The organism is Massilia paldalensis (genome assembly GCF_044901715.1).
In the GTDB taxonomy this organism is placed as follows: Bacteria; Pseudomonadota; Gammaproteobacteria; order Burkholderiales; family Burkholderiaceae_D; genus Telluria; species Telluria paldalensis.
In genome coordinates this window covers 988585-1014120 of the sequence record NZ_JBJCIU010000002.1, presented here as the reverse complement: position 1 = coordinate 1014120, position 25536 = coordinate 988585, and the positions used below count along the sequence as shown (strand labels likewise).

The window sequence follows — 25536 nt, the reverse complement described above, 5'->3', positions numbered from 1 at the left end:
CCGATGGCATCAGGCGTGGTGGTTCACCGCCGCGTCTTCCGGCATGGCCGGGATGTGCTGGAACTTGCTGTCCGGCTGCATGCGGAACGCCAGCACCACGCCGATGCCCATCAGGATCATGCTGCCGACGAAGGGCAGCTCCCAGCTGCCGGTCCGGTCGATCAGGTAGCCCGACACCACGGGCGAGAGGATCGCCGCCAGCGCCGACCCCGTGTTCATCATGCCGCTGGCCGTGCCGGCGCAGTCCGGCGCGATGTCCATCGGCAGCGCCCACATGGGGCCGATCGTCATCTCGGCGAAGAAGAAGCCGGCCGACAGGCTCAGGATCGACACGACGAGGTTGTGCGTCATCATCAGCGGGATCAGCGACAGCAGCGTCAGCAGCATGCAGATCGACACCATATAGCTGCGCGACTTCTTGAGGTTGCCCGTCTTCCTGAGGATGCGGTCGCTCACGATGCCGCCCAGCGTGTCGCCCACGACGCCGGCGAAGAACACGCTGGAAGCGAACAGCGCGGACTTCTTGATGTCCATGTCGTAGCTGTGCAGGAAGTACTGCGGAATCCAGCTCAGGAACAGCCACAGCGTCCAGCCGTAGCAGAAATACACGATGGTGACGGGCAGCATGCGCATGAACAGCGGCCCCCACGCAACCTTGAGGTTCTTCTTCTTGACGTGCGCTAGCGTCTCCAGTTCCTGCGCCGTGATGCGCGGGTGCCTGGCCGGATCTTCCGTGAACACGAAGGCCCAGCCGACGACCCAGGCCAGGCTGATCGCGCCGCAAATATAGAAGGACTCGCGCCAGCCGTGCGCCGCCATGATCCAGACGACGGCCGCCGGCGCCACCGCGTTGCCGATGCGCGAGAACGCGTGCGTGATGCCCTGGGCGAAGCCGCGGCTTTCCTTGGCGACCCAGCGCGACATGGCGGCGGTGGCCGCCGGGAAGGTGGCGCCTTCGCCGAAGCCCAGCAGCAGGCGCGCCAGCAGCAGCGAGACGAGGCCGCCGGCAAAGCCCGTGAGGATGGTGGCGACGGCCCACAGCAGGCCGCACCAGATCAGCGTGCGGCGCGCGCCGAAGCGGTCGCTGACCCAACCGCCGATGATCTGGAAGACGAGGTAGGGATAGGCGAAGGCGGAAAAGACGAGGCCGACTTCGGTCTTGGAGAGATTGAATTCCTTCCCGAATCCGACGGCCGCCGTGCTGACGTTGACGCGGTCCAGGTAAGTGATGAAGTACATCAGGCAGAGCATCAACAGGACGACGGTCGTCGCCCGCAAGCGGTGCACTCTCATTGCTGTCTCCTCTAGGGATGCCGGCCGGCATGCGCGGCGCGTTTTCTTTGAAACGCGGGCGCGGCATCGAAGCGTATCGATATGCCGGCGCCGGGTTGTGCCCGGGCCGGTTCGGTTCCTCCGTCCTGCTGCGGGGGTGCCCGCCCTTCAGGCCGCCTTCAGTGCCGGCTTCTGCTTCTGCGCGGCGAGCACGTCCATGGCAGCCTGCACGCCGCTGCCCGCCAGCGGCACGCCCGCCAGCTTCAGGCCCATCTCGCAACCGGCCAGCGTGGCCATCAGCGTGAGGTCGTTCGCTTCGCCCAGGTGGCCGATGCGGAACATCTTGCCCTTCAGCTTGCCGAGACCCGTCCCCAGCGACATGTCGAAGTTGTCGTAGATGATCTTGCGCACGGCATCGGCATCGACGCCCTCCGGCATCATGACGCCGGTCAGCACGGGCGAATACACGGCCTGCTCCTGGCAGGTGATCTCCAGGCCCCAGGCCGTCACGGCCTTGCGGCACGCCGCCGCCAGGCGCTGGTGGCGCGCGAAGGTGTTGTCCAGCCCTTCGCCGAGGATCATGTCGAGCGCCTCGGCCAGGCCATACAGCAGGTTCGTGTTGGGGGTGTACGGCCAGTAGCCGGTGGCGTTCATCTCGATGATCTCGTGCCAGCCCCAGAATGCCTTCGGCAGCCTGGCGGACTTGCTCGCCTCCAGCGCCTTCTTCGAGACGGCGTTGAAGCTGATCCCCGGCGGCAGCATCAGGCCTTTCTGCGAACCGGATACGGTAACGTCCACGCCCCACTCGTCATGGCGGTAGTCGGCCGAGGCCAGGCCGGAGATCGTGTCGACCAGCAGCAGGGCCGGGTGGCCGGCCGCGTCGATGGCCTTGCGCACAGCGGCGATGTTGGACGTCACGCCGGTCGAGGTCTCGTTGTGCACGACGCACACGGCCTTGATGCCGTGGCCGCTATCCTCGCGCAGGCGCGCCTCGATCATGTCGGCCTGGACGCCGCGGCGCCAGCCTTCGATGCCCGGCAGGCCCAGGAACTCGGGCTTCAGGCCCAGCGCCTCGGCCATCTTCTTCCACAGCGTGGCGAAGTGCCCCGTCTCGTACATCAGCACGTGGTCGCCGGGGCTCAGGGTATTGGTCAGCGCCGCTTCCCAGGCGCCGGTGCCCGATGCGGGATAGATGACGACCGGCTGCTCGGTCTTGAAGATCTTCTTGATGCCGGCCAGTACCTGCAGGCCGAGGGCGCCGAATTCGGGGCCGCGGTGGTCGATGGTCGGGTAGCTCATGGCCCGCAGGATGCGGTCCGGAACGGGGCTCGGGCCCGGGATCTGCAGGAAGTGGCGGCCGGCAGGGTGGAAATCCAGTTTCAGCATTGACTCCTCCATCGAGTGAATTTAAAGCATCGGAATATGAAGCAGCGTTCCTCGTTTTGTATTTTGCATTCAAAATTCAGTCTAGACTTCGGCGCTGGGGCCGTCAACGACTATTTCGCCGGTGACATTCACACCATGGATACACGGAATGCAGTGATAGAATTGGCGAGAAAGCATTGACTAAAAAGCGGTCAAAAAGGATTTTGCATGCAAGACTCAGTCGTCGAACTCGACAGCATTACGGATGCCGCCGCGCCAGCCCTGCCCCGGCTGGAGCGGCAGCACCTGCACGACACCGTCGTGGGCCACCTGCGCAACCTGATCGTCGAAGGGACGCTGGCGCCCGGCACAAAGCTCAACGAGCGCGAACTGTGCGAGACGATGGGGATTTCGCGCACGCCCCTGCGCGAGGCGTTCAAGGTGCTGGCCTTCGAGGGCCTGATCGAGATTTCGCCGAACCGGGGCGCGTCCGTGTGCAAGATGTCGCGCACGGAGATCCTGGAAACGTTCGAATTCATGAGCGGCCTGGAAGCACTGGCCGGGGAACTGGCGTGCGCGCGGATCGACGCGGCCGGATTGGCCGACATCAAGGCGCTGCACTACGAGATGCTGGCTTGCAAGGCCAGGAGCGACCTGCCCGGTTACTACGCCCGCAACCAGGCGATCCACAACCGGATTGCCGAGGCCGCCGGCAACTCGGTGCTGTACCAGACCTACCTGATGATGAACCGGCGCCTGCAGGCGCTGCGTTTCAAGTCGAACCACAAGCCGGCCAAGTGGGACAGCGCCGCGCGCGACCACGAGGAAATGATCGTGGCGCTGGAAGCGCGCGACGGCCAGCGCCTGGCGGCCATCCTGCGCCAGCACCTGCTGGACAAGCGCGACGCCATCATGGAAATGGCGCCGGCGTAAACGCATGGTGGGCATGTGCTGCCCACCCTACCCGACCATCCGGCAGGGCAAGCAGGTGTAGGGTGGGCACCATGTGCCCACCATCGCATCAGGTATTCCTGCGCGGGTAGCCCTGCGCCAGGATCCGCTGCCACACGGCTTCCTTCTGCTCGGGCGTCATCGACACCCAGTGCGCCACTTCGACGACGGTGCGGCCGCAGCCGCGGCAGACCTCGTCGAACGTGGTCGAGCACACGGCGACACAGGGCGTGTCCGGCCGGTCGGGCGCGGCCTGCCGGGCCGTATCAACGCGCAGGTCCGACATCGAGCTTGTCCCAGCCTTCGTGGCCCAGTTTTTCCATGGTCTCGATATTCTTCTCGAAGATGTCCTCGGCGTCGGGAATCGCTTCCACGGCGCGGTCGATGCTGTCCTCGCGCAGCAGCTGCAGGATCGGGTACGGCGCGCGGTTCGTGTAGTTCGAGATGTCGTTCGGGTCCGTATCGGCGAACTGGTAGTCAGGGTGGAAATTGGCTACTTGCAGTTCACCGTCGAGGTGCATGTCTTCGACGGCGGCATCCGCGACGTCCAGGAATTCATTGAAATCCAGGAAATCCTGCAGCACGAACGGATGGATCAGCAGCGTCGTATCGACCTTGGCCGGATCCGTATCGGACAGCAGCTGCAGCTCGTCCATCAGCGTTTCCAGCAGTTCTTCCGGGGTGCGCGCGGGCGAGACGACGTAGCGCACCTGCTCCTTCGTATACACCGCCTTGGCGAACGGACAAAGATTCAGGCCGATGACGGCGCGCTCGAGCCAGCGCCGGGTGGCAGCGACGATCGCCTCGTCGTCCGCATGGAGGTTGGCAGTGCTCATCTGGGGCTTTCCAAAAATACAAACAAATACCTGATGCAAAGCGGGCATTGTACGCGCATTTGCGTCCCCTCATGGCTTCTGCGGCCCGGCACGCCAGGATGGCAGGCATGTGCCCGGCATCTGGTATTACCTGCCGGGTCCGGCGGTCGGCGCCGCCACCTGGTCGAAACGTCAAGCCGCCACGCATGCGCTCGGCCTGGCGAATCTTGCTTACTCCCGGGGTGTATCGACTCTTCTGCACCGCCACGCCCCGGACGCAAGGGATTCTGCAGCGATACTCCCTCGATAAATATCACATCAAAACAAGGTGTTAGCAAAAAGAATAGACAAGGTTTTTTGTAACCGCGCCGACTTATTTCTTGACTGACTCGCGAAGTGGTCCGTACACTCCGTTTTTACTCGTCAGTCTGACGTTCCTGGACGCAACACTGGAAAGCCATGCACGAAACGACCCGCACCACGCAAGCCTTGGCCATCGCCCTCCTGCTGGCCCCGATTCTGGGCCACGCCGCCGAATCCGCATCGACCGTCCCCTCCCAGGCCAGCAGCAGCGCCACGCTGTCGCGCGCCACGCTGCCGAACGCCCTCGCCCCCACCAGGTCCGACGACTACAAGGATCCGGACATGTGGGCGCGCATCCGCAGCGGCTATGCGATTCCCGACGTCGACAATGCGCTCGTCGCCAAGCACGTGCAGTGGTACGCCAGCCGTCCGGACTACCTGACGCGCATGTCGAGCCGCGCCTCGCTGTACCTGTACCACGTCGTCAAGGAGCTGGAAAACCGCGGCATGCCGACCGAACTGGCGCTGTTGCCCGTGATCGAGTCCGCGTTCAACCCGCAGGCGCTGTCGACCGCCAACGCGGCCGGCATCTGGCAATTCATGCCGGACACCGGCAAGACTTTCAGCCTGCAGCAGAACATGTTCAAGGACGAGCGCCGCGGCGTGCTGGCCTCGACCGACGCCGCCCTGACTTACCTGCAGCGCCTGTACACCATGTTCGGCGACTGGCAGCTCGCGTTGGCCGCTTATAACTGGGGCGAAGGCAATGTCCAGAAGGCGATCCAGAAAAACCGTGCGCTGGGCAAGCCGACCGATTTCGAGAGCCTGGCCGACTTGATGCCGGCCGAGACGCGCAACTACGTGCCCAAGCTGCAGGCGGTCAAGAACATCATCGCCAACCCGGCCCAGTACGGCGTCGCCCTGCCCGCCATCGACAACACCCCGTATTTCACCACCATCGACAAGACCTCGGACATCGACATGGCCGTGGCGGCCCAGCTGGCCGAGATGTCGCTGGACGAATTCAAGGCGCTCAACCCGCAGTTCAAGAAGCCCGTCATCGCCGGCGACTCGAAGATCCTGCTGCCCAAGGAAAATGCCGAGAAATTCCACCTGAACCTGGCCTCGTGGAGCCAGGCGCTGTCCTCGTGGACGACGCACAAGATCACCTCGGCGAAGGAAAGCATCGCCTCGCTGGCCTCGAAATTCGGCACCACGCCGGAAGTCATCCGCCAGGCCAACAACATCCCGCCGCAGATGCGCCTGATGGCCGGTTCGACCATCCTGGTGCCCAAGACGGAAGCCACCGCCCACAACGACATCGCCGAAAACATCATCGAGAATGCCCAGGTGATGCTGGAAGCGGACCGCGCCAAGGGCCGCGGCGGCGACGGCAAGAAGCTGAGCGGGGTGCAGCGCATCAAGGCCACCGCGGCCCATGCCGTGGCGGAGATCAAGAGCCGCGTCTCGCGCAAGCCGGCCGTGAACGCCAACGGCCGCAAGCGCCGCTGATCCAGCGCCTCACAGTTGTCATGACGATACGCTCGCGTGCCCGTGCGGCACGCTTTTTGCGTTGTGCGTGCAGATTTGCCGGATTTGAGGTATAGTCTTGTTTGTGCGCTGCAAAACGCATCGGCAAGCGCCCGATGCCAGCAGTCGACCCAGCCCGGCAAGCAACCGGGTAGCAGTAGAAAAAATCAGCAGCTTCGCAAGCCCTGGCGTTTCCGAAAACGCCCTTTCATAAAGCCCCCCGCCCTGCGTGCCGCCATAGGCACCGTCCCGGCGCAAAGCTTTTGTGCCGAAATTTCTTTCGTTTTGAGTCATTTCGTTTGTTGGCTCGCGTTGCTATTTTGCGTTTCCGCGATTGTGCGTCATTGCCATGCGTAAGCGCCCACAGATCTATCGAAAGCAAAGTTAAACAATGAGTTTTGAAGCATTAGGCTTACACGCGTCCATCGTCAAGGCAGTCGAGCAGGCAGGCTACGAAAAGCCGACGCCGGTGCAGGAGCAGGCTATTCCGGCGGGTATCGCCGGCCGCGACCTGCTGGTGTCCTCGCAAACCGGTTCCGGCAAGACCGCCGCATTCATGCTGCCGGCGCTGAACCGCTTCGCCAATACCGAACCGGCGCCTGCCGGCCGTACCCCGGCCCAGGAAGCCCAGGCGGCACGCGCCAAAGGCGAACGTGTCCGTTTCAAGCCGGCCCAGCCGAAGATGCTGGTGCTGACCCCGACCCGCGAACTGGCCCTGCAGGTGACCAGCGCGACCGAGCAGTACACCGTCAACATGCGCCGCATCCGCGCCGTGTCGATCCTGGGCGGCATGCCCTACCCGAAACAGATGCAGCTGCTGGCCAAGAACCCGGAAATCCTGGTGGCGACGCCGGGCCGCCTGATCGACCACATGGAGTCCGGCAAGATCGACTTCTCCCAGCTGCAAGTGCTCGTGCTGGACGAAGCGGACCGCATGCTGGACATGGGCTTCATCGACGACATCGAGAAGATCGTCGCCGCCACCCCGTCGACCCGTCAGACCATGCTGTTCTCGGCAACGCTGGATGGCGTCGTCGGCAACATGGCGCGCCGCATCACCAAGGATCCGCAGACGATCCAGATCATGAGCGCGGCCAACCGCCACGAGAACATCACGCAGAAGGTGCACTTCGTCGACGACCTGTCGCACAAGAACCGCCTGCTCGACCACTTGCTGCGTGACGAAAGCATGGACCAGGCCGTCGTGTTCACCGCCACCAAGCGTGACGCCGACATGATCGCCGACCGCCTGAACATCGCCGGCTTCGCGGCTGCCGCGCTGCACGGCGACATGCACCAGGGCGCGCGTAACCGCACCCTGGACGGCATGCGCCGCGGCCAGGTGCGCGTGCTGGTGGCGACCGACGTCGCCGCGCGCGGCATCGACGTGCCGACCATCACGCACGTCGTGAACTACGATCTGCCAAAGTTCCCGGAAGACTATGTGCACCGCATCGGCCGTACCGGCCGTGCCGGCCGCAACGGCGTCGCCGTCTCGCTGGTCAACCATGCCGAGAACATGAACGTGCGTCGCATCGAACGCTTCACCAAGCAGACGATCCCCGTCGACGTCGTCGTGGGCTTCGAACCGAAACGCGCTCCGGCGCCCCGCTCCACCGCCCGTCCGGGCTGGAAGCCGGGTGACGGCCGCAATGCCGGCAAGCCGGGCCAGCGCAGCTTCCAGGGCAAGGAAGGCGGCTACCGTGGCAATGGCGAAGGCCAGCGTCGCGAAGGCGGTTTCCGCAGCGCCGAAGGCCAGGGCCAGCGCCGTGAAGGCGGCTTCCGTGGCGCCAGCGAAGGCCAGCGCCGCGAACGCAGCGCCGGCGGCTACGGCAACGCGCACCCGCGCTCGGCCGACGGCGCCCGCCGCAGCTTCGGCGATCGTTGATCGACCGCTGAGCTAAACAGTATTACCCCGTCGCCCCCGCGCAGGCGGGGCCCGATGTGCAGGCGTTGCGTTACCGCTTGCACAACTTGGGCCCCGCCTGCGCGGGGGCGACGTTTTTGGTCTACAGCGCGCAGGTCCGGAACCCGCAATAGATGTCGTCCCGCTCGGGCGTGAAGAAGTTGCGGAAACGGGGCGAGCGCAGGCGCGCCGGCGTCGCGAAGGAGGCGCCGCGCAGCGTGCGACGCGTGCCGAACCACGGCGCCGAATACTCGCGGTAGCGGTCGGCCGCGAAGCCCGCGAACGGCAGGAAGGGCGAGGCCGTCCATTCCCACAGCCGCCCCCAGGCAAAGCCTTCATGGCCCGACGTGGCGGCGAATTCCCATTCCGCTTCCGTCGGCAGGCGCCGTCCGGCCCAGGCGCAGTATGCCTCGGCTTCGTGGCAGTTCACGTGGCGCACCGGCTGCGCCGGATCGAGGGGCGTGGCATGGCCGAACACGCGCGTGCGCCAGACATCGTTTTCCCCATCGCGTTCCCAATACCGCGGCGCCGAACGCTCCTGCTCCATCAGCCAGGCACGTCCCGCCTCGCTCCACAACTCGGGGCGCTGGTAGCCGCCGTCGCGCACGAAGGCGGCGAAGGCGCCGTTGGTCACGAGTCCCGCATCGATGGCGAACGGCGCCACCTTGCACGCCCCCGCATCGCGCTCGTTGTCGAACACGAAGCCGCGCGACTGGTCGCCGCCGCGCACGAAGCTGCCGCCCGCGAAGGCGATCTCGCCGGCCACCGGCCCCTGGCGCTGCTCCGGCCTCACCTGGCGGAATGCGTCGGGGTCGACGGCGATGCCCAGCGTCTGGATCGTGTACAGCAGCGCTTCGCCGTGCATGTCCTCGTGCGCCAGCGCCAGGCGGTACGGGTACAGCGCCGCGTCGTCGTCCGGCTCCTGTCCCAGGCGCGCCAGGATGCGTTCCAGCACCTCGTTGCAATAGGTCTTGATGGCGCCCGTGGACGGCAGGTCCAGCGCCCAGCGCGTGCGGTGCGCCACGTTGCCCGAATCGAACCAGTCGTCGCCGCGCGCCAGCAGCGAGTGGCCGTCGGCTTCGCCCGGCTGGCTGCCGGTCGCGTCGCGCAGCACGAACCACTCGGCGAACCAGGCCGTGTGGCCCAGTTCCCACAAGGGCGGGTTCACGATGGACAGGCGCGGCACGTTGTGCGCGTCGTCGTAGCCGGCGTCCGCGAGTAAGTCGAACAGGGCCAGCGTATAATGCCGCGCATCCTGCAGCGCGGCGCCAAGGTCTTCCGGTCCCGCGGTGCGGAACGATGCATGCTTGTCACTCATCCCCGCATTGTACTACCGGCATACCCAGGCTTTCCAACCCCATGGCACGTCCTTCCATCTTCATCGCCAGCCCCGCCTCCGCGCGCGAGAACAACGGCAACTGGCAGACCGCGAGCCGCTGGCGCCGCTTCCTGCAGCGCCACCACCGCGTCGCCATCGGCGCCGGCTGGCAGCCGGGCGACGCCGTCCCCGACCTGCTGATCGCGCTGCATGCGCGGCGCTCGGCCGCGGCGCTGGCCGCGTTCAAGGCCGCGCATCCGGACCGTCCCGCGCTGCTGGTGCTGACGGGCACCGACCTGTACCGCGACATCCGCGTGGACGCCAGCGCGCGCGCCTCGCTGGAACTGGCCGACGCCATCGTCGTGCTGCAGCCCCGCGGCCTGGACGAACTCGATGCGGCCGCGCGCGCCAAGGCGCACGTGATCTACCAGTCGGCGCCGCGCCTGCGTCCCGCGCCAGCGCGCCGCGGCGCCACCCTGGACGTGGCGATGGTCGGCCACCTGCGCGAGGAAAAGGACCCGCTGACCTTCATGGCGGCGGCGCGCCTGCTGGCGCTGCCCGGCCTGCGCCTGCTGCACGTGGGCGGCGCGCTGGACGCGTCGCTGGGCGCGGCCGCGCGCGAGACGATGGCCCGCGCGCCCGTCTACCGCTGGCTCGGCGCCCTGCCCCATGCCCCCGCGCGCAGGCTGCTGCGGCGCTGCCACGCGATGGTGATCGCCTCGCGCATGGAAGGCGGCGCCAACGTGATCATCGAAGCCGTCACCTGCGGCGTGCCCGTGCTGGCCTCGGACATTCCCGGCAACCGCGGCATGCTGGGCGAAGGCTACGCGGGGTATTTCGCCCCCGGCGACGCGGCCGCGCTCGCGCGCCTCATCGAACGCAGCCGGCAGGACGCACGCTTCCATGCGCGCCTCGTGCGCCAGTGCGCGGCCCGCGCGCGGCTCTTTGCGCCGGGGCGGGAGCAAGCGCGCCTGCGCGACTTGGTGGATAATCTGCTATTGCCACGGGCCCGCACGGCGGCGCCCGCAACCTCACGAACGGAAGCCTCGCATGACTGACCAACCCCTGAAACTGACCTCGTTCTCCCACGGCGGCGGCTGCGGCTGCAAGATCGCGCCCGGCGTGCTGTCCGAAATCCTGCAGAAGTCGAGCGGCTTCCCCGTGCCCAAGGAGCTCATGGTCGGCATCGAGACGGCCGACGACGCCGCCGTCTACAAGCTCAACGACGAACAGGCGCTGATCGCCACCACCGATTTCTTCATGCCGATCGTCGACGATCCGTTCGACTTCGGCCGCATCGCCGCCACCAACGCCATCTCGGACGTGTACGCGATGGGCGGCACGCCGATCATGGCGCTGGCCCTCGTCGGCATGCCCGTCAACAAGCTGCCGCTCGAGACGATCGGCAAGATCATCCAGGGCGGCGAATCGATCTGCGCCGAAGCGGGCATTCCCATCGCCGGCGGCCACACCATCGATTCCGTCGAGCCGATCTACGGCCTGGTCGTGATGGGCCTCGTGCACCCGTCCAAGGTCAAGCGCAATGCGGACGCCAAGGCCGGCGATGTGCTGGTGCTGGGCAAGCCGCTCGGCGTGGGCGTGCTGTCGGCCGCCCTCAAGAAGGACCAGCTCGATGCGGACGGCTATGCGGCGATGATCGCCAACACCACCAAGCTCAACAAGCCGGGCAAGGCCCTGTCCGAACTGCCGGGCGTGCATGCGCTGACCGACGTCACGGGCTTCGGCCTGCTGGGCCACCTGCTGGAACTGGCGCGCGGCGCCAAGCTGACGGCGAAGCTGGAGATGGACAAGATCCCGTTGCTGCCGGGCGTCGAGGCGCTGGCCCACGCCGGCTTCTTCACGGGCGCGTCGGGCCGCAACTGGGATGCCTATGGCCAGGACGTCGAACTGGGCGCCACCGTCTCCGACACGGGCCGCGTGCTGCTGACCGACCCGCAGACCTCTGGCGGCCTGCTCGTGTCCTGCGACGCGGGCAGCGTCGACGAGGTGCTGGCGCTGTTCCGGCGCGAAGGCTTCGGCGATGCGGCCGTCATCGGCCACATGGAAGCGGGCGCGCCGCGCGTCGTGGTAGCGTAAAAAACGTCGTCCCTGCGCAGGCAGGGACCCAAGTTCTCATGCTGTATCGCAGTGCATGCAAAATTGGGTCCCTGCCTTCGCAGGGACGACGTGCTTCTTGCACGGGCAATAAGCGTCAAGCCCGCAACTCCGCCACCATCTCCCCCCGCTCGTCCACGCCCGTCTCCACGAACCCGAAGCCCGCATAGAACGCCTTCGCGCGCGCATTGCGCTCGTGGTAGCAGATGGTGATGCGGCGCATGTCGGGCCGCGCGCGCAGTTCCGCCAGCAGCAGTTCCATCGCGCGCCGCCCGATCCCGCGGCCCTGGCGCGGATGGTCGACCATGAAGCGGTAGATCGCGTAGTCGCCCTCGACGTCGTCGGCGCGGCGGTCGTACAGCAGGAACCCGGCCGGCGCGCCGTCGCAATAGACGGCGCGCGGGATGTAGTCCGGGTAGAAGCGCGATTGCGCGATCGAATAGGCATTGCTGGCCAACAGGTCGCGCTGGTGCTCGGGCAGCTCCATGGCCATGAAGTCTTCGAAATTCTCTTCCGTGATGTCCTGCAGGGTGACGTCCAAGTCCGGTCCTTTCGCAAAAGGCCGATGTTACACCCTGAACAAGCCCGCCTCATGCTCTGGATGGCTGGCGTCCGGATCGACGTGCAGCACGACGCCGTCCTCGCCCAGGATCCGCGCCGGCAGCATCTGGATCAGGTCGTAGCGCCGTTGCTCGGCGTATTGCCGGGAGCCGGCATAGCCCGTCGACTGCGATAGCCAGGACAGGCTCGCCATGCCGCGCTCGACCAGAGTGCCGCAGCACAGCCCGGAACCGTAGACCCCGACCCGGTACGAAGGCTGGCCCTCCGCGGCCACGTACAGGGCCGCGCGCACGCCCGTGAAGTAGTTGCTGATGGCGCCGTCGATGTCGGCCTGGGTCGGGTCGTAGTCGACGGCGAAATAGATCGCCGAGCCGTAGGGCTGGCCGATGACCTCGCGCGCCATCAGGAAGGCGGCCGCGCCGTCGGCCAGGCCCTGGCTGCGGTTGAAGAAGCTGGCGCGGGTGCCCGCCGTTTCCCACACGACGCCGATGCGCAGACCGGCCTCGGCCAGCGCGCGCGCCTCGCCCAGCGACAGGTTCTTGGCCGCGTTGTGGCTGTAGTAGCGCAGCACGAAATCGTAGCCCTGGCGGGCCAGCGCGCGCGCGTGGCGCGTCAGTTCCATCGTCGTGTCCAAACCCTTGAGTACGCCCATGGCTCTCCCCGGTCGATGCGTTCGTGTAACCGCCTGGCGCGGTGCAAGCGGCTACTCTGCCATTGCGGCCGCACTCGTATTTGACGGAGAACAATAATTTCTGACGGGAATCAATGTGGCGCGCGCAGAACCGCGTGCCACGAAACGCTTGACACGCCAAACAAAATTCACTTAGAGTGAAGAAATGTTCTCCCAACTGCCTCTGTCTACTTCCCTACCGCTCGCCGGCGCGCTATCGCCGGCCGGCCTGCTACTACGCGCCTGAGACGCGTTTCCCGCCCGGCCGATGTGCCGGATCCGTAGCCCAAGGAAAGTTGCACCGATGTTAGTGTCCACCCAATCCTCGTCCCCTTTCATCCCCGCCGGCGCGCTCCCGTCGTCCGGCGCACGCGCCCGTGTCTGCCTGCTGCTACGGCTAGCGATCGGTTGCCGGGCCTAGCGTCACCGTGGCCCGTCCGGCAGCCTCCGCCACACGAACACACGCACACGACACACGAAACGCACACGATTACCAGGAGCCAGCACCATGTTGACCAATCCCGCCGCCAAATACCGTCCCTTCCCCGCCGTCGACATCGCCGACCGCCAGTGGCCGAGCCGTACCATCACCCAGCCGCCGATCTGGATGAGCACCGACCTGCGCGACGGCAACCAGGCGCTGATCGAACCGATGAGCCCGGAAAAGAAGCTGCGTTTCTTCGAGAAGCTGGTCGAAGTGGGCATCAAGGAAATCGAAGTCGGCTTCCCCTCGGCCTCGCAGACGGACTTCGACTTCGTGCGCATGCTGGTCGAGGAAAAGCGCATCCCGGACGATGTCACCATCATCGTGCTGACCCAGGCGCGCGACGAGCTGATCCGCCGCACCGTGGAATCCTGCATCGGCGCCAAGCGCGCCATCGTGCACGTCTATAACTCGGTGGCGCCCGTGTTCCGCCGCGTCGTGTTCGGCATGGGCGAGGACGAGATCGTCCAGATCGCCGTCAAGGGCACGCAATTGATCAAGGAACTGGTGGCGCAGCATCCGGACACGCAATGGGGCCTGGAATACTCGCCGGAATCGTTCTCGACGACGGAGCTGGCCTTCTCCAAGCGCATCGTCGACGCCGTTGCCGCCGTGTGGCAGCCGACCCCGCAGAACAAGATGATCGTCAACCTGCCCTCGACGGTGGAAGCGGCCACGCCGAACGTGTACGCCGACCAGATCGAGTGGATGTGCCGCCACCTGAACGACCGCGACAGCCTCGTCATCAGCGTGCACCCGCACAACGACCGCGGCACGGCCGTCGCCGCCGCCGAGCTGGCGGTGATGGCCGGCGCCGACCGCGTCGAGGGCTGCCTGTTCGGCAACGGCGAGCGCACCGGCAACGTCGACCTCGTGACGCTGGCCCTGAACCTGTACACCCAGGGCGTGCATCCGGGCCTGGACTTCTCGGACATCGACAGCGTCCGCCAGCTGGTCGAGGAATGCAACCAGATCCCCGTGCACCCGCGCCACCCGTACGTGGGCGACCTCGTGTTCACCGCCTTCTCCGGCTCGCACCAGGATGCGATCAAGAAGGGCTTCGCCAAGCAGCAGGCCGACGCGATCTGGGAAGTGCCCTACCTGCCGATCGACCCGGCGGACCTCGGCCGCAGCTACGACGCCGTCATCCGCGTCAACAGCCAGTCCGGCAAGGGCGGCATGGCCTACCTGCTGGAGCAGGAATACGGCCTCGAACTGCCGCGCCGCCTGCAGATCGAATTCTCGCGCGTGGTGCAGAAGTTCGCCGACGCCAGCGGCCGCGAAGTGGCGGCGTCCGACATCCACGCCCTGTTCTCGCGCGAATACTTCGAACAGGACGGCGCCGCCTACCGCTACGTCTCGCACCGCATGGTCGAGAACAGCGAAGGCGGCGAAGAGCGCGTGCAGATCGAGACGGCCGTGCAGCGCGAGCGCGTGACGGAAACCCGCCACGGCAGCGGCAACGGCCCGATCGACGCCTTCGTGGCCGCGCTCGGCCTGGACATCCGCCTGATGGATTACCACGAGCACTCGATCGGCTCGGGCGCCGACGCGCGCGCCGCCTGCTACGTCGAGCTGCGCCTGGGCAGCGGCCCCACGCTGTTCGGCGCCGCGATCGACAGCAATATCGTCACCGCTTCGTTCAAGGCCGTGCTGTCGGCGGTGAACCGCCACATCGCGATGGGCACCGAGGCGCCGGCGGCACGCGCGGCCTGAGCAAACGCTACCACCCCGCCGTCGTCCCTGCGGAGGCAGGGACCCAATGTTGCCGGCATTCCGGCGACGCATGCAGAACTTGGGTCCCCGCCTGCGCAGGGACGACGCTAATCAGCCGCGCGTCCCTTGTGCGCGGCTTCAACCGCCATTCGCCCCCACCACCGGCGCCATCGACCGCGCGATCTGCAGCACCGCGGGCCCCAGCAGCACGACCAGCAGCGCCGGGAAGATGCAGAAGATCAGCGGGAACAGCAGCTTGGTGGCGATCTTCGCCGCCCTCTCCTCGACCAGCTGGCGACGGCGCGTGCGCAGCTGCTCCGACTGCACGCGCAGGGCCGTGCCGATGCTGGTGCCGAAGCGCTCGGCCTGGATCAGCATCTTGACCAGCGCATCGACGTCCTCGACGCCGGTGCGCAGCGCCAGGTTGCGCAAGGCCTTTTCCTTCGACACGCCGGCGCGCAGTTCCAGCGTCACCAGTTGCAGCTCCTCGGCCAGCACGGGGCTCTTCAGGCCGATCTCCGCGCCCACCCGGGCCAGCGCCGCATCCATGCCCAGGCCCGCTTCCACGCACACCGTCATCAGGTCGAGCGCATCGGGAAAGCTCTCGAAGATTTCGCGCTGGCGCACGGTCACCTTGCGCTTGAGGACGAAGTCCGGCAGGTAGTAGCCGGCGCCGGCGGCGATCACGAGCACGACGAAGGTCGTCGATCCCGCGTGGTTGCCGCCCTGGCGCAGCAGCAGCCAGGCGAGCAGCGGCAGGCCCAGCGTCAGCGCCGTCTTCCCGGCGTGGAACAGGCCGGGCGTCGAGGCGGCACGCCAGCCGGCGTTGATGAAGCGCAGCCGCATGGGCGAGGTTTCCCACCCTTCCGACGGCACCGACAGTTTCGCCAGCGGCTCGGCCAGGCGCGCCAGGCGCTCGCGCCAGCTCTTTCCCGGCTCGGCGCCGCGCTTGCCCGGGTCGCGTTCGTCCAGCGCGGCCAGGCGGTCCTTCATCGGGTCGCGCGTCAGCAGCAGCATGGCGACGATGGCCACGCCGAAGATCAGCACGAAGACGAGGGCCAGGAACAGGAGTTGCGATTTCTGCATGAGGATTCCTTACATGCGGATGCGGACGACCTTGCGGATCGCCAGCAGGCCGAACGCCATCATCACGAGCGCGCCGCCCAGCAGCTTGCGCCCGGCCGGGTCGGTGAACAGGATGCCCATCGTTTCCGGATTGGCGAAATACATCATGATGCCGGCGCCGAACGGCAGCAGGCACAATACCCAGGCCGACATGCGCCCTTCGGCCGACAGCACGCGCACCTGGCCGACGAGCTTCTGGCGCTCGCGGATGATGGCGCTGATCGAGGCCAGCAGCTCGGTCAGGTTGCCGCCGCTCTCGCGCTGGATCAGCACGGCGACGACGAAGTACTGCAGGTCCATGCTGGGCACGCGCACGGCCAGGTTGTTCAGCGCATCGGCCATCGACACGCCGAAGTTGACCTCGTCGAAGGCGCCCTTGAACTCCTCGCCCAGCGGCGCGGGGATCTCGTCGGTGACGAGCTTCAGCGCCGTGGGAAAGGCGTGGCCGGCGCGCATCGCGCGGCTCATCATGTCGAGCGCGTCGGGCAGCTGCTTCTCGAAGCGCTCCATGCGCTTGGCGCGCGCGCCCGTCAGGCGCAGCAGCGGCAGGCAGGCGGCGGCGAGCGCCAGCGGCAGCAGCGCCAGGCCCGGCACGCGCAGCCACAGCGCGAGCAGGAAGCCGGCCGCGAAGCAGGCCAGGCACATGCCCACCAGGGCCGAGACCAGGTAGCGGGCGCCGGCCTGCAGCAGCATCCGGTCCAGGCGGCGCGCGCCCGGCATGCGGCGCAGCATGGCATCCAGGTCCGGGCTGTCGGACAGGCGCCGGTCCTTGACGATGGTGACGTCCGCCTCGCGCACCTCGCCGCCGATCACGCCGCGCAGGCGCCGCGCGATGCGCTCGGCCTCCGGGTCGCGGTGCGCGCGCCAGCCGACGTACACGCCCCAGACCAGCAGCATGACGGCGGCGAACACCAGCACGACGAAGAGGATGAAGGTGATGTCCATGCGCGGCGGCCCTCAGCGCGGCTCGAAAACGTGGGCCGGCAGGTTCACGCCGTAGGCCTGCAGGCGCTCGGCGAAACGGGGACGCACGCCGGTCGCCGTCGAATGGCCCAGCACGGCGCCGTCGGGCGACACGCCGGTCTGGCGGAACGCGAAGATCTCCTGCATCGTGATGACGTCGCCTTCCATGCCGGTCACTTCCGAGATCGACATCACCTTGCGCTTGCCATCCGTCAGGCGCGCGACCTGCACCACCACGCCGACGGCGGCGCTGATCTGCTGGCGGATCGCCTTGGCCGGCAGCGTGCCGGCGGCCATGCTGACCATGTTTTCGAGGCGCGTGAGCGCGTCGCGCGGGGTGTTCGCGTGGATGGTGGCCATCGAGCCCTCGTGGCCCGTGTTCATCGCCCCCAGCATGTCCAGCGCTTCTCCGCCGCGCACCTCACCCAGGATGATGCGGTCGGGGCGCATCCGCAGCGCGTTGCGCACCAGCGCGCGCTGCGTCACCTCGCCCTTGCCTTCGATATTGGCCGGGCGGGTTTCCAGGCGCACCACGTGCGGCTGCTGCAACTGCAGCTCGGCCGCGTCTTCCACGGTGACGATGCGCTCGTTGTGGCTGATGAAGCTGGAGATCACGTTGAGCATGGTGGTCTTGCCGCTGCCCGTGCCGCCCGAGATCAGGATGTTGACCTCGGCCTTGCCCAGGCCCTGCAGCACCTCGGCCATCTCGGCCGTCATGCTGCCGTACGAGACCAGGTCGGCGATGCGCAGCGGATCGGCGGAAAAGCGCCGGATCGACATCACCGGACCGTCGATGGCCAGCGGCGGGATGATCGCGTTCACGCGCGAGCCGTCCGGCAGGCGCGCGTCGACCATCGGGCTCGATTCGTCGATGCGGCGGCCCACGCGCGAGACGATCTTGTCGATGATCTTCATCAGGTGGGCGTCGTCGTTGAACGTCACGTCGGTCAGCTCAAGGCGGCCGCGCCGTTCGACATACACCTGCTTGGCGCCGTTGACCAGGATGTCCGACACGGTCGGGTCTTCCAGCAGCGGCTCGAGCGGGCCGAAGCCCAGCATCTCGTTCTGGATGTCGCGCGTGAGGGTCTTGCGCTCGGCGTCGTTGATGACGACCATTTCCTCTTCGAGCAGGCGCTCGACCAGCAGGCGCAGCTCCTGGCGGATCTGGTCCTGGTTCAGGCGCTGCATGCTCTCCAGGTCGACGCGGTCGAGCAGCGCCTCGTGGATGCGGCTCTTGAGCTGGTGGTAGGCGCGGTTGTCGATCGGGCCGCGGGTCGCGGCCGGGCGCGCGCCGGCGCCGCCGAGGCGGTCGCGCAGGGAGACGGACGGGATGTTCATCGGGGTTTGCTCCTACGTTCGAACAGGCGTTTCATGAGGCCGCCGCCGGGCTGCACGGGCGCCGGCTCGCCGGTCAGGTCGCGCGCCATTTCCATCAGCATCAGCGACAGCAGGCTGTCGGGCACCAGGCGCGTGACGGGCACGCCCTGGTTGACCGACCTGGCGGCCGCGTCGTAGTGGTTCGGCACGGTGCGCATGCTCGCGCCGTCGAACGCCTCTTCCAGGTCCTTCATGCGGATGTCGCTGTTCTTGTCGTGGCGGTTGACGATCAGTTCGATGCGGTCCTTGCCGTAGTCCAGGTTGCGGAACACGGTCAGCAGGCGCTTGCCATCGCGGATGTACGGCAGCGTCATCTGCAGCACCGGATAGATGCGGTCGGCGTGGTCGAGGGCGCGGATGCTGACGGGGTCCAGGCTGCGGCCCACGTCCAGCACGATGAAGTCGTACTGGCGGCGCGCCAGCTTCAGGATGGCGTCCACGTGCTCCGGCTTGACGTCGCTGGCATGGGCCGGGTCGGACGGCGCGGCCAGCACGCTGAAGTTCGGCGTCACGGCGACCATGCTCGACGTCAGGAACGACGGGTCGAGGCGGTGGATCTGGGTGGCGACGTCGGACAGCGTGGCCAGCGGCTTGGTGTCCGAGACGAACAGCGAGGCGTCGCCGAACTGCAGGTTCATGTCGATCAGGCAGACCTTCTTGGTGCCGCCGGCCGACAGCGCATAGGCGAGATTGGTGGCCAGGAAGGTCGAGCCGCTGCCGCCCTTGCACGAGATGAAGGCGAGCACCTTGCCCTGGGCGGCGCCGGCGCTGCCGAGCTTTTCGGCGACGCGGTCCACGGCCTGCGTCAGCGCCGCTTCCGACGGCTGCACGGGCAGCACCTCGCGCACGCCCGCGCGCATGGCGCGCAGCAGGAAGTCCTGCGACTGGTCGGCGGTGATGACGATGAACGCGAGGCGCGGGAACAGGTGGCCGACGCGTTCGAGCTGGTCCAGCTCGCCCTCTTCCACGCGCGGCTGGTCGACGATCAGCACGTCGGGTACGGCGGCATCGTCCAGCGTGGACAGGCGCGCCGGCGTGCCGGAGATCATGTCGACTTCGTCCGAGCCCGGACGGTTGCGCAGCATGCGCGACAGCTCGATCAGGTGGCGGTCGTCGCGCGACAACACGGCGATTTTCATGGCTTCTCCTTACCGCTTGCCGACAAGGGCGCTATCGCCCTGCGGCGTCGGCTGCGCGTACGACTGCTTGTAGTTGGCGTAGGCCGCGGCGGCGGCGGCGCCGTCGGTGCCGGTGTCGGCATGCGGCTGCGGCGGAATGATCTGGCTCGCCATGATGGCGCGCACAGTGCTGCCGTTGCCGGCCGGGCCCTCGTAGGCGCAGCCGGCCAGGCCGGACAGCGCCGCCAGCGCGGCCAGCACGATCGGGAATCGGATGGTCATCATTGTTGCTCCTTCTTGGCGCCGTCCGGGCGCCAGCCTTCGTGCTGGCCGCCGATCAGGAAATCGACGCGGTTCGGCTGCACGTAATCGTCGGTGGGCAGGCGCGGCGGGGCCGCCAGCGGCTTGGCCAGGTGCGGCGTCACCAGGAACACCAGCTCGGTGCGGTCGTTCTGGAATTCGCTGCTGCGGAACAGCGTGCCCAGCACCGGGACGTCGCCCAGGAACGGGAAGCGCTTGATGTCGCTGGTGACGTTGTTGCGGATCAGCCCCCCGATCGCGAAGCTTTCGCCATCGCGCAGCTGCACGGTGGTGGCCGCGCGGCGCGTGGTGAAGGCCGGCAGGATCGCCGTGGCGTTCGAGCCGCCGGTGGCGTTGATGCCGATGCCGTCGCGGTTCAGCTCCGACACTTCCGGCGCCACGCGCAGATTGATCCGGCCGCCGGCCAGCACGGTCGGCAGGAACTTCACGGCCACGCCGTATTCCTTCTCCTCCAGCGTGATGCTGGTGGTGCCCGACGTGCCATTCTGCGCGACCGGGATGAAGATCTTGCCGCCGGCGAGGAAGCTGGCTTCCTGGCCGCTGATGGCCATCACGGTCGGCTCGGCCAGGATCTTGACCAGGCCGTCCTGCTTCTGGCCGTCGATCTGGAAGCTGCGCGCGGCGCCCTTGGCCAGGCCGATGCCGTTGCCTGTGCCCGCCAGCAGGCTCGAGGCGATGCCATAGGTCCAGCCGTTGGCCTTGCCGTAGGTCGCGGTGGCGCTGGCGCCGAGCTGGTCGACGAGGGATTTGGACACCTCGGCGATCTTTACTTCCAGCAGCACCTGCTGGGGCGCGGCGACGGACAGCATGTTCAGCACCTTGGCCGCGGAACCAGCGGCCGCGCCGGCGCCGGCGGCCACGGGCGCGGCGGGCGCGCCGACGCCGGCCGGCGACGGCGAACCGGCGGCGGCGCCGCCGCCCGTTCCCGCCTGCGCCGTGCCCTCCTGGAACGCGGTGGCGATTTCCACCAGCTGGCTGGCGACGGCCGAGTCGCTGACCATGCCCGACAGGACCAGCGTATTGCCGGCGCTGCCGATGCGGATGTCCTTCTCCTGCGGGAACAGCGTGTCGAACTGGGCCCGCAGCGCGGCCGTGTCGAGGCCGACGACGAGGTCCAGCACCGTCGAGCGCTGGTCGCGGCCGGAAACGATCAGGTTCGTCGTGCCCACGCTGCGCGCGACGATCACGACCTCGTTCGCGTTCGGCACCACCACGTTCGCCACTTCCGGCGCGCCCACGGTGACCTGGCTGGCCGGCGTGCAGAAGCGCTTGATGACGGACTTGCCGCGCACCAGGTCCAGGCGCTGCGGGCCGCTGCCGTGCAGGTCGATGCAGTCGGTAGCGGCGGCGCGCACGGGAGCCACGGTCGCGGCGTGGCCGGCGTTCCATGCCAGCGCGATCGCGCAGGCCAGCAGGGTCTTGGTGTCCAGGAGTTTCATCGCGTGCGTGCTTTTCATTGGGTTGCTTGCTGGGCGGCGTCCAGGCCGCGGATCACGAGGACGCCGTCGGTGCGCGGTGCGCTCTGGCGTACGGGGGCTGGCGCGGCGGGGCGCGGGGCCGGCTCGGCCGGCGGCGCCACCATGGCGGGCGCCGGGGCCGCGACGGGCTTCGGTTCGGGCAGGCCCAGCACCGATTCACGCGTGGCGCCGGCCGTGTTGGCCGGTTGCGGGTCGACCTGGTTGCGCAGCACCAGGGACAGCGAGCCGATGCTGCGCGCCAGGTCCAGCTTCTCGACCTGGTCCGGGGTCAGCTCCAGCGTCACGGCGTTCACGACGCGGGGCTTGCTGTCGTCGACGGCCGACTCCTGCGCCACGGCCAGCACCAGGATCCGCTCCAGCACGATCTTCGAGATCGAGCGCTGCGCGTTGAGGGCATCGCCGCCGGCCTGCAGGTTGACGAGGATGTCGACGTAGTTGCCCGGCAGCGCAAAACCGGCCACGCCGACCACGTCGTTGACGCGCACGGTCATCGCGCGCTTGCCGGCCGAGACGACGGCCGACAGGCCGCCCGTCGTGCCCGGGGGCGCCAGCTTCGATTCCAGCACCGGCTCGCCGCGTGCCACGTCGGCACGGGTGACGCGGCCTTCCAGCTGCTTCAGCTCGATGAAGGCGCCGGCCGGCAGCGAGCCCGACGGCCACTCCGTTAGCTGCAGGTTGGCGGCCGTCACGCGCGTGCCCTGCGGGATGTCGCCCACGGCCGTCACCACGAAGGTGCCGGCGGCGCCCTGCGCATTCATCCAGCGCGCGGCCACCACGACGGCGGCCAGCGCCAGGAACAGCGCCACGCCGATGATCAGGAGGGCTCTCGAATTTCGCATTGTTGTGTCTCCAACTTGCCGCGCTCGCGGCGATCCAGTTCCATGGCGCGGCCGCGCGGGGCGGCGGCGGCGAAATAGTTATCCCAGGCCCAGTCCAGCGTGCGGCTGGACAGCTCCGGCGCCCGGTCCTCGTAACGCGCCAGGTCGCTCAACTGGCGCAGCAGGTCGCGCGGATGGCAGGCCAGCAGCGGCACGTCGCGCTCGTGGTGCAGGCGCAGCAGGTAGTCGAACGCGGCGGCGTCGAAGGCCACGCCGGTGCGCGCGCAGGCCTGGCGGAACAGCTGTTCGTATTCGTCGCGCGAGGCCGGCGGCACCTCGATCTTGTAGCCCAGGCGGCGCAGGAAGGCGCCGTCGGACAGGCGCTGCGGCACGAAGTTCGACGAGAACACGACGATCACGTCGAACGGCACCTGGAACGTATGGCCCGTGTGCAGCGTCAGGTAGTCGACGTTGCGGTCCATCGGCACGATCCAGCGGTTCATCAGCGCTTCCGGGGTGCAGCGCTGGCGCCCCAGGTCATCGATGATGAAGATGCCGTTGTTCGACTTCAGGTGCGGCGGCGCCTGGTACAGGCGGGTGTGCGGGTCGAAGCGCAGGTCGAGCATCTCGAGCGTCAGTTCGCCGCCGGCCAGCGCGGCGGGGCGGCGCACGTCGCGCACCCAGCGCCCGTCGGGCGTGGCGCCGCGGTCGATGCCGGACGGCGCCAGAGCGCACACGCCGGCCGGCACGTGCTGCACGCCGTCGAAGAACGGGATCACCTCGCCGTCTACCATGAGGGCGTACGGCACGGCGATGGCGCCCGTGAGCAGGTCGCGCAGGCGCTCGGCCAGATAGGTCTTGCCGCTGCCGGCCATGCCGTACATGAACAGCGCGCGGCCCGAATTCATGCCGGCGCCCAGCTGGGCCAGCACCTGCGGATTGACGACGATGCCGCTGAAGGCGTCCGCCATGGCGGCGCGCGTGACGTGCACGTTGCCCACGCTCTGCGCCGCCACCTGGGCCGTGTAGGCGGCCAGGGTGACGGGCGCGGGGCCGGCATAGGCATTGCGCGCGAGCGCGGTGGCGGCGCGCGTGCGTCCCGCGTCGGTCAGCTGGTAGCACAGGTCGGCGTCGGTGCCGCTGCTGCCGACACGCGCCACCTCGCACAGCTTTTCCGCGCGCAGGAAGGTAATCAGGGGGTCGATGACGCCGACGCCGAGCTTGAGGTGCGATGCCAGTTCCGGCAAGCGCAGCTGGCCGCGCTGGTGCAGCACCTTGGCGACCAGTTCGACCAGGAACAGGAACGGCAGGCCGGTATCCTCGACGGTGCGCGGAGCGCGCGCGTCGGCCGGCGCAATCATTGTCTCGCTCACAGCGGCCATTCTCCAACCAGTTGCAACCATGCCAGGCAGGCGCCGGTGCCGGCCGCGATCGCCACCGCGTACGGCAGGCGGCCGCTGGCCGGGGCGGCCGGCGCCACGGCCGGCGTCATGAAACCGGCCAGCGCCGACATCCCCCCGTGCACCATCATCTGGCGCGTATTGCCGAGCAGGCGGCGCAGGCTGCCCTGCCATGCCGCGACCAGCAGGGCCAGCACGCCGCCGGCGATCAGCGTCGCCAGCGCCACGGCGACGATCTGCCCGGCGCCGACGAAGGCGCCGACCATCGCGAGCAGCTTGACGTCGCCCGCGCCCATCAGGCGCAGCACGTACATCGGCATCAGGATGGCCAGGCCGATGGCGAGGCCACCCAGCGCCGACGCGATCCCCAGCCCGCCCAGCGCGGCCGGCAGCAGCAGGTGCAGCGCCAGCGCGGCCAGCATACCGGGGAACACCACGGCATTCGGGATACGGCGTGCTGCCACATCATGCCAGACGGCCACGGCCAGCAGCGCACACAAGGGGATCAGGGGAATCGAGGTCAAGATGGCTCCGTAGAAAACAAAAGTCCGGAACGAGGGGGCGTTCCGGACTGGGATGCGCCGGTCCGGCGCGGGGGCGCGATTACGACGCCGGCATCACGATCTTGGCAGCGATACCGCTGAACACGTTCTTGATGTTGCCACCCAGGGTGGTCACGACGCCGACGATCACGGCGGCGATCAGGGCAGCGATCAGGGCGTATTCGATTGCGGTGACGCCGTCTTCTTCGCGGATGAAGTTCTTGATGAAGGTCATGATAGTTCCTTTGTGATAATTAACGAAATTGATTGTTTGGTTAGCTGCTCGTCCATGCGGCGAGTATTGCGATCAAACCGACAACAGCGACCAGCACGCCGAGAACCAGGTACGCGGTGGCGGGCGTTCCGCTCCTTTCGTACTGCAGCTCCGGGTTATCTTCCTTGTCGTACACGTTCGCTCCTGTCGTCAGCGCCGGACCGCATGTTTCGTTGCGCAGCGCATGAGTTGAACTATACGGATTTGCGGGTTTCGTCACATCCGGCAAATATCACTTTTTGACTGGGAGGTGTTGCCGTGGCGAGGCGGGACAAATGTACTAGGGGCGTGTCGGAGCGAGCCGACACCGGCAGTCGCACGCAAACCACCGTCGCCCCTGGGGAGGCAGGGGTTCGAGTTTCATGTGCAGGGGTGAGGCGCGCAATATGGGGTCCCTGCCTGGGCAGGGACGACGGCTCACGAGAGACCGTGCTTGGTGGCGTAGACGTAGAGCTCGAGGCGGTTGGCCACGCCCAGCTTCTGGTAGATGGTGGTGAGGTGGTTGCGCAGGGTGCGCTCGGAGATGAAGATGCGCTCGGCCAGGTCCTTGTTCATGGCGCCCTTGCCCTGCACGATCAGCGAGATCACCTCGCGCTCGCGCGCCGTCAGCGTGGCGATGCGCTGGGCTTCCGGGTCCGCCTTCGGCGCCGGCGCCACGATCTGGCCCAGGAGCGCCTGCATCAGCGACTGGTCCAGCCACAGCTCGCCGGCGTAGACCTTGCGGATCGCGGCGAGCACGTCCTCGGTGGGCGCCTCCTTGCTCACCACGCCGCGCGCGCCCAGCTTGACGGCCGAGGCCAGCGTGGCCTGGTCGCGGTTGGCGGACAGGATCACGACGCGCGTGCTGCCCTTCGCCACCAGCGCGGGCAGGAAATCGAGCGAGCTGCTGCCCTTGAGGTCGAGGTCGAGCACGACGATGTCGGGCGCCAGCTCCGTGCACAGGCGCGTGGCCTGGTCGCCGTCGCTGGCGCTGCCCACCAGTTCGAACGGCGCGCCTTCGGCCTGGATCAGGCGTTCCAGGCCCCACAGCATGGTCTTGTGGTCATCCACCAGCAGGATGCGGATCGTCGTCATGTCTCCCCCCTTTCCTTTTCTTTTCTTGTCTTGGCTTGTC

At 67.6% G+C, this 25536-nt stretch carries 25 protein-coding genes; 6 read left to right on the top strand and 19 right to left on the bottom strand.

What is annotated here, in order from left to right:
* Nucleotides 1–9 precede the first annotated feature (9 nt).
* Nucleotides 10–1293, bottom strand: a complete 1284-nt coding sequence (locus ACI1V7_RS14290; RefSeq protein ID WP_404532425.1) for an MFS transporter — start codon at nt 1291–1293, stop codon at nt 10–12.
* A gap of 147 nt (nt 1294–1440) precedes the next feature.
* Nucleotides 1441–2658: a pyridoxal-phosphate-dependent aminotransferase family protein gene (locus ACI1V7_RS14285; RefSeq protein ID WP_404532424.1), complete on the bottom strand. Its 1218-nt coding sequence runs from the start codon at nt 2656–2658 to the stop codon at nt 1441–1443.
* Between the two features lie 207 nt (nt 2659–2865).
* On the opposite strand from ACI1V7_RS14285, the gene ACI1V7_RS14280 reads away from it, so the two are divergent.
* The gene (locus ACI1V7_RS14280; protein ID WP_404532423.1) at nt 2866–3570 is read left to right on the top strand and encodes a GntR family transcriptional regulator; all 705 of its coding nucleotides are present in this window, start codon (nt 2866–2868) and stop codon (nt 3568–3570) included.
* Between the two features lie 88 nt (nt 3571–3658).
* On the opposite strand, the gene ACI1V7_RS14275 is transcribed toward ACI1V7_RS14280, so the two are convergent.
* Together ACI1V7_RS14275 and ACI1V7_RS14270 are read right to left on the bottom strand one after the other, a co-directional pair.
* Complete coding sequence (locus ACI1V7_RS14275; protein WP_404532422.1) at nt 3659–3874, bottom strand: DUF1289 domain-containing protein; 216 nt, start codon at nt 3872–3874, stop codon at nt 3659–3661.
* Complete coding sequence (locus ACI1V7_RS14270) at nt 3855–4424, bottom strand: DUF1415 domain-containing protein (RefSeq protein WP_404532421.1); 570 nt, start codon at nt 4422–4424, stop codon at nt 3855–3857. The genes ACI1V7_RS14275 and ACI1V7_RS14270 overlap by 20 nt, the downstream gene beginning before the upstream one ends.
* A gap of 438 nt (nt 4425–4862) precedes the next feature.
* Between ACI1V7_RS14270 and ACI1V7_RS14265 the strand changes: the two genes are divergently transcribed.
* Both ACI1V7_RS14265 and ACI1V7_RS14260 read left to right on the top strand, forming a co-directional pair.
* On the top strand, nt 4863–6218 hold the full coding sequence (locus ACI1V7_RS14265) for a transglycosylase SLT domain-containing protein (protein WP_404532420.1): 1356 nt from the start codon (nt 4863–4865) through the stop codon (nt 6216–6218).
* Nucleotides 6219–6627: 409 nt separating this feature from the next.
* Nucleotides 6628–8124: a DEAD/DEAH box helicase gene (locus ACI1V7_RS14260; RefSeq protein ID WP_404532419.1), complete on the top strand. Its 1497-nt coding sequence runs from the start codon at nt 6628–6630 to the stop codon at nt 8122–8124.
* A gap of 121 nt (nt 8125–8245) precedes the next feature.
* On the opposite strand, the gene senA is transcribed toward ACI1V7_RS14260, so the two are convergent.
* Entirely contained in the window at nt 8246–9460 is a 1215-nt protein-coding gene (gene senA / locus ACI1V7_RS14255) for a selenoneine synthase SenA (RefSeq protein WP_404532418.1), read from the bottom strand.
* Nucleotides 9461–9501: 41 nt separating this feature from the next.
* Here senA and senB point away from each other — a divergent pair, with 41 nt between their 5' ends.
* Complete coding sequence (gene senB / locus ACI1V7_RS14250) at nt 9502–10518, top strand: selenoneine biosynthesis selenosugar synthase SenB (protein ID WP_404532417.1); 1017 nt, start codon at nt 9502–9504, stop codon at nt 10516–10518.
* On the top strand, nt 10511–11557 hold the full coding sequence (gene selD, locus ACI1V7_RS14245; RefSeq protein ID WP_404532416.1) for a selenide, water dikinase SelD: 1047 nt from the start codon (nt 10511–10513) through the stop codon (nt 11555–11557). Before senB ends, selD begins: the two co-directional genes overlap by 8 nt.
* Nucleotides 11558–11672: 115 nt before the next feature.
* Here the strand turns inward: selD and ACI1V7_RS14240 are convergent, their stop codons facing one another.
* Nucleotides 11673–12116 carry a GNAT family N-acetyltransferase gene (locus ACI1V7_RS14240; RefSeq protein ID WP_404532415.1) on the bottom strand — a complete coding sequence of 148 codons (444 nt, stop codon included), beginning with the start codon at nt 12114–12116 and terminating at the stop codon, nt 11673–11675.
* 27 nt (nt 12117–12143) lie between these two features.
* The gene (locus tag ACI1V7_RS14235) at nt 12144–12788 is read right to left on the bottom strand and encodes a DUF1906 domain-containing protein (protein ID WP_404532414.1); all 645 of its coding nucleotides are present in this window, start codon (nt 12786–12788) and stop codon (nt 12144–12146) included.
* A 526-nt stretch (nt 12789–13314) separates the two neighbouring features.
* Between ACI1V7_RS14235 and leuA the strand changes: the two genes are divergently transcribed.
* A complete protein-coding gene (leuA, locus tag ACI1V7_RS14230; protein WP_404532413.1) occupies nt 13315–15006 on the top strand; it encodes a 2-isopropylmalate synthase in 1692 nt (563 codons plus the stop codon).
* 138 nt (nt 15007–15144) lie between these two features.
* Here leuA and ACI1V7_RS14225 read toward each other — a convergent pair whose 3' ends face one another.
* From ACI1V7_RS14225 to ACI1V7_RS14170, 12 genes are all read right to left on the bottom strand, one after another.
* Entirely contained in the window at nt 15145–16092 is a 948-nt protein-coding gene (locus ACI1V7_RS14225; protein ID WP_404532412.1) for a type II secretion system F family protein, read from the bottom strand.
* 9 nt (nt 16093–16101) lie between these two features.
* The gene (locus ACI1V7_RS14220) at nt 16102–17076 is read right to left on the bottom strand and encodes a type II secretion system F family protein (RefSeq protein ID WP_404532411.1); all 975 of its coding nucleotides are present in this window, start codon (nt 17074–17076) and stop codon (nt 16102–16104) included.
* Between the two features lie 12 nt (nt 17077–17088).
* Complete coding sequence (locus ACI1V7_RS14215; RefSeq protein WP_404532409.1) at nt 17089–18432, bottom strand: TadA family conjugal transfer-associated ATPase; 1344 nt, start codon at nt 18430–18432, stop codon at nt 17089–17091.
* Nucleotides 18429–19610: a CpaE/TadZ family protein gene (locus ACI1V7_RS14210; RefSeq protein ID WP_404532408.1), complete on the bottom strand. Its 1182-nt coding sequence runs from the start codon at nt 19608–19610 to the stop codon at nt 18429–18431. The genes ACI1V7_RS14215 and ACI1V7_RS14210 overlap by 4 nt, the downstream gene beginning before the upstream one ends.
* A 9-nt stretch (nt 19611–19619) precedes the next feature.
* Nucleotides 19620–19874: a hypothetical protein gene (locus ACI1V7_RS14205; RefSeq protein ID WP_404532407.1), complete on the bottom strand. Its 255-nt coding sequence runs from the start codon at nt 19872–19874 to the stop codon at nt 19620–19622.
* Complete coding sequence (locus tag ACI1V7_RS14200) at nt 19871–21367, bottom strand: type II and III secretion system protein family protein (RefSeq protein WP_404532406.1); 1497 nt, start codon at nt 21365–21367, stop codon at nt 19871–19873. Before ACI1V7_RS14200 ends, ACI1V7_RS14205 begins: the two co-directional genes overlap by 4 nt.
* On the bottom strand, nt 21364–22227 hold the full coding sequence (cpaB, locus tag ACI1V7_RS14195; protein WP_404532405.1) for a Flp pilus assembly protein CpaB: 864 nt from the start codon (nt 22225–22227) through the stop codon (nt 21364–21366). Before cpaB ends, ACI1V7_RS14200 begins: the two co-directional genes overlap by 4 nt.
* Complete coding sequence (locus tag ACI1V7_RS14190) at nt 22203–23588, bottom strand: DUF8689 domain-containing protein (RefSeq protein WP_404532404.1); 1386 nt, start codon at nt 23586–23588, stop codon at nt 22203–22205. The genes cpaB and ACI1V7_RS14190 overlap by 25 nt, the downstream gene beginning before the upstream one ends.
* Nucleotides 23576–24130: an A24 family peptidase gene (locus ACI1V7_RS14185; RefSeq protein ID WP_404532403.1), complete on the bottom strand. Its 555-nt coding sequence runs from the start codon at nt 24128–24130 to the stop codon at nt 23576–23578. The genes ACI1V7_RS14190 and ACI1V7_RS14185 overlap by 13 nt, the downstream gene beginning before the upstream one ends.
* Before the next feature lie 79 nt (nt 24131–24209).
* A complete protein-coding gene (locus tag ACI1V7_RS14180) occupies nt 24210–24383 on the bottom strand; it encodes a Flp family type IVb pilin (RefSeq protein ID WP_404532402.1) in 174 nt (57 codons plus the stop codon).
* A gap of 40 nt (nt 24384–24423) precedes the next feature.
* Entirely contained in the window at nt 24424–24558 is a 135-nt protein-coding gene (locus tag ACI1V7_RS14175) for a hypothetical protein (RefSeq protein WP_404532400.1), read from the bottom strand.
* Between the two features lie 281 nt (nt 24559–24839).
* Nucleotides 24840–25496 (bottom strand): response regulator, encoded by a 657-nt coding sequence (locus ACI1V7_RS14170; protein WP_404532399.1) that lies wholly within the window; start codon nt 25494–25496, stop codon nt 24840–24842.
* Nucleotides 25497–25536 lie beyond the last annotated feature (40 nt).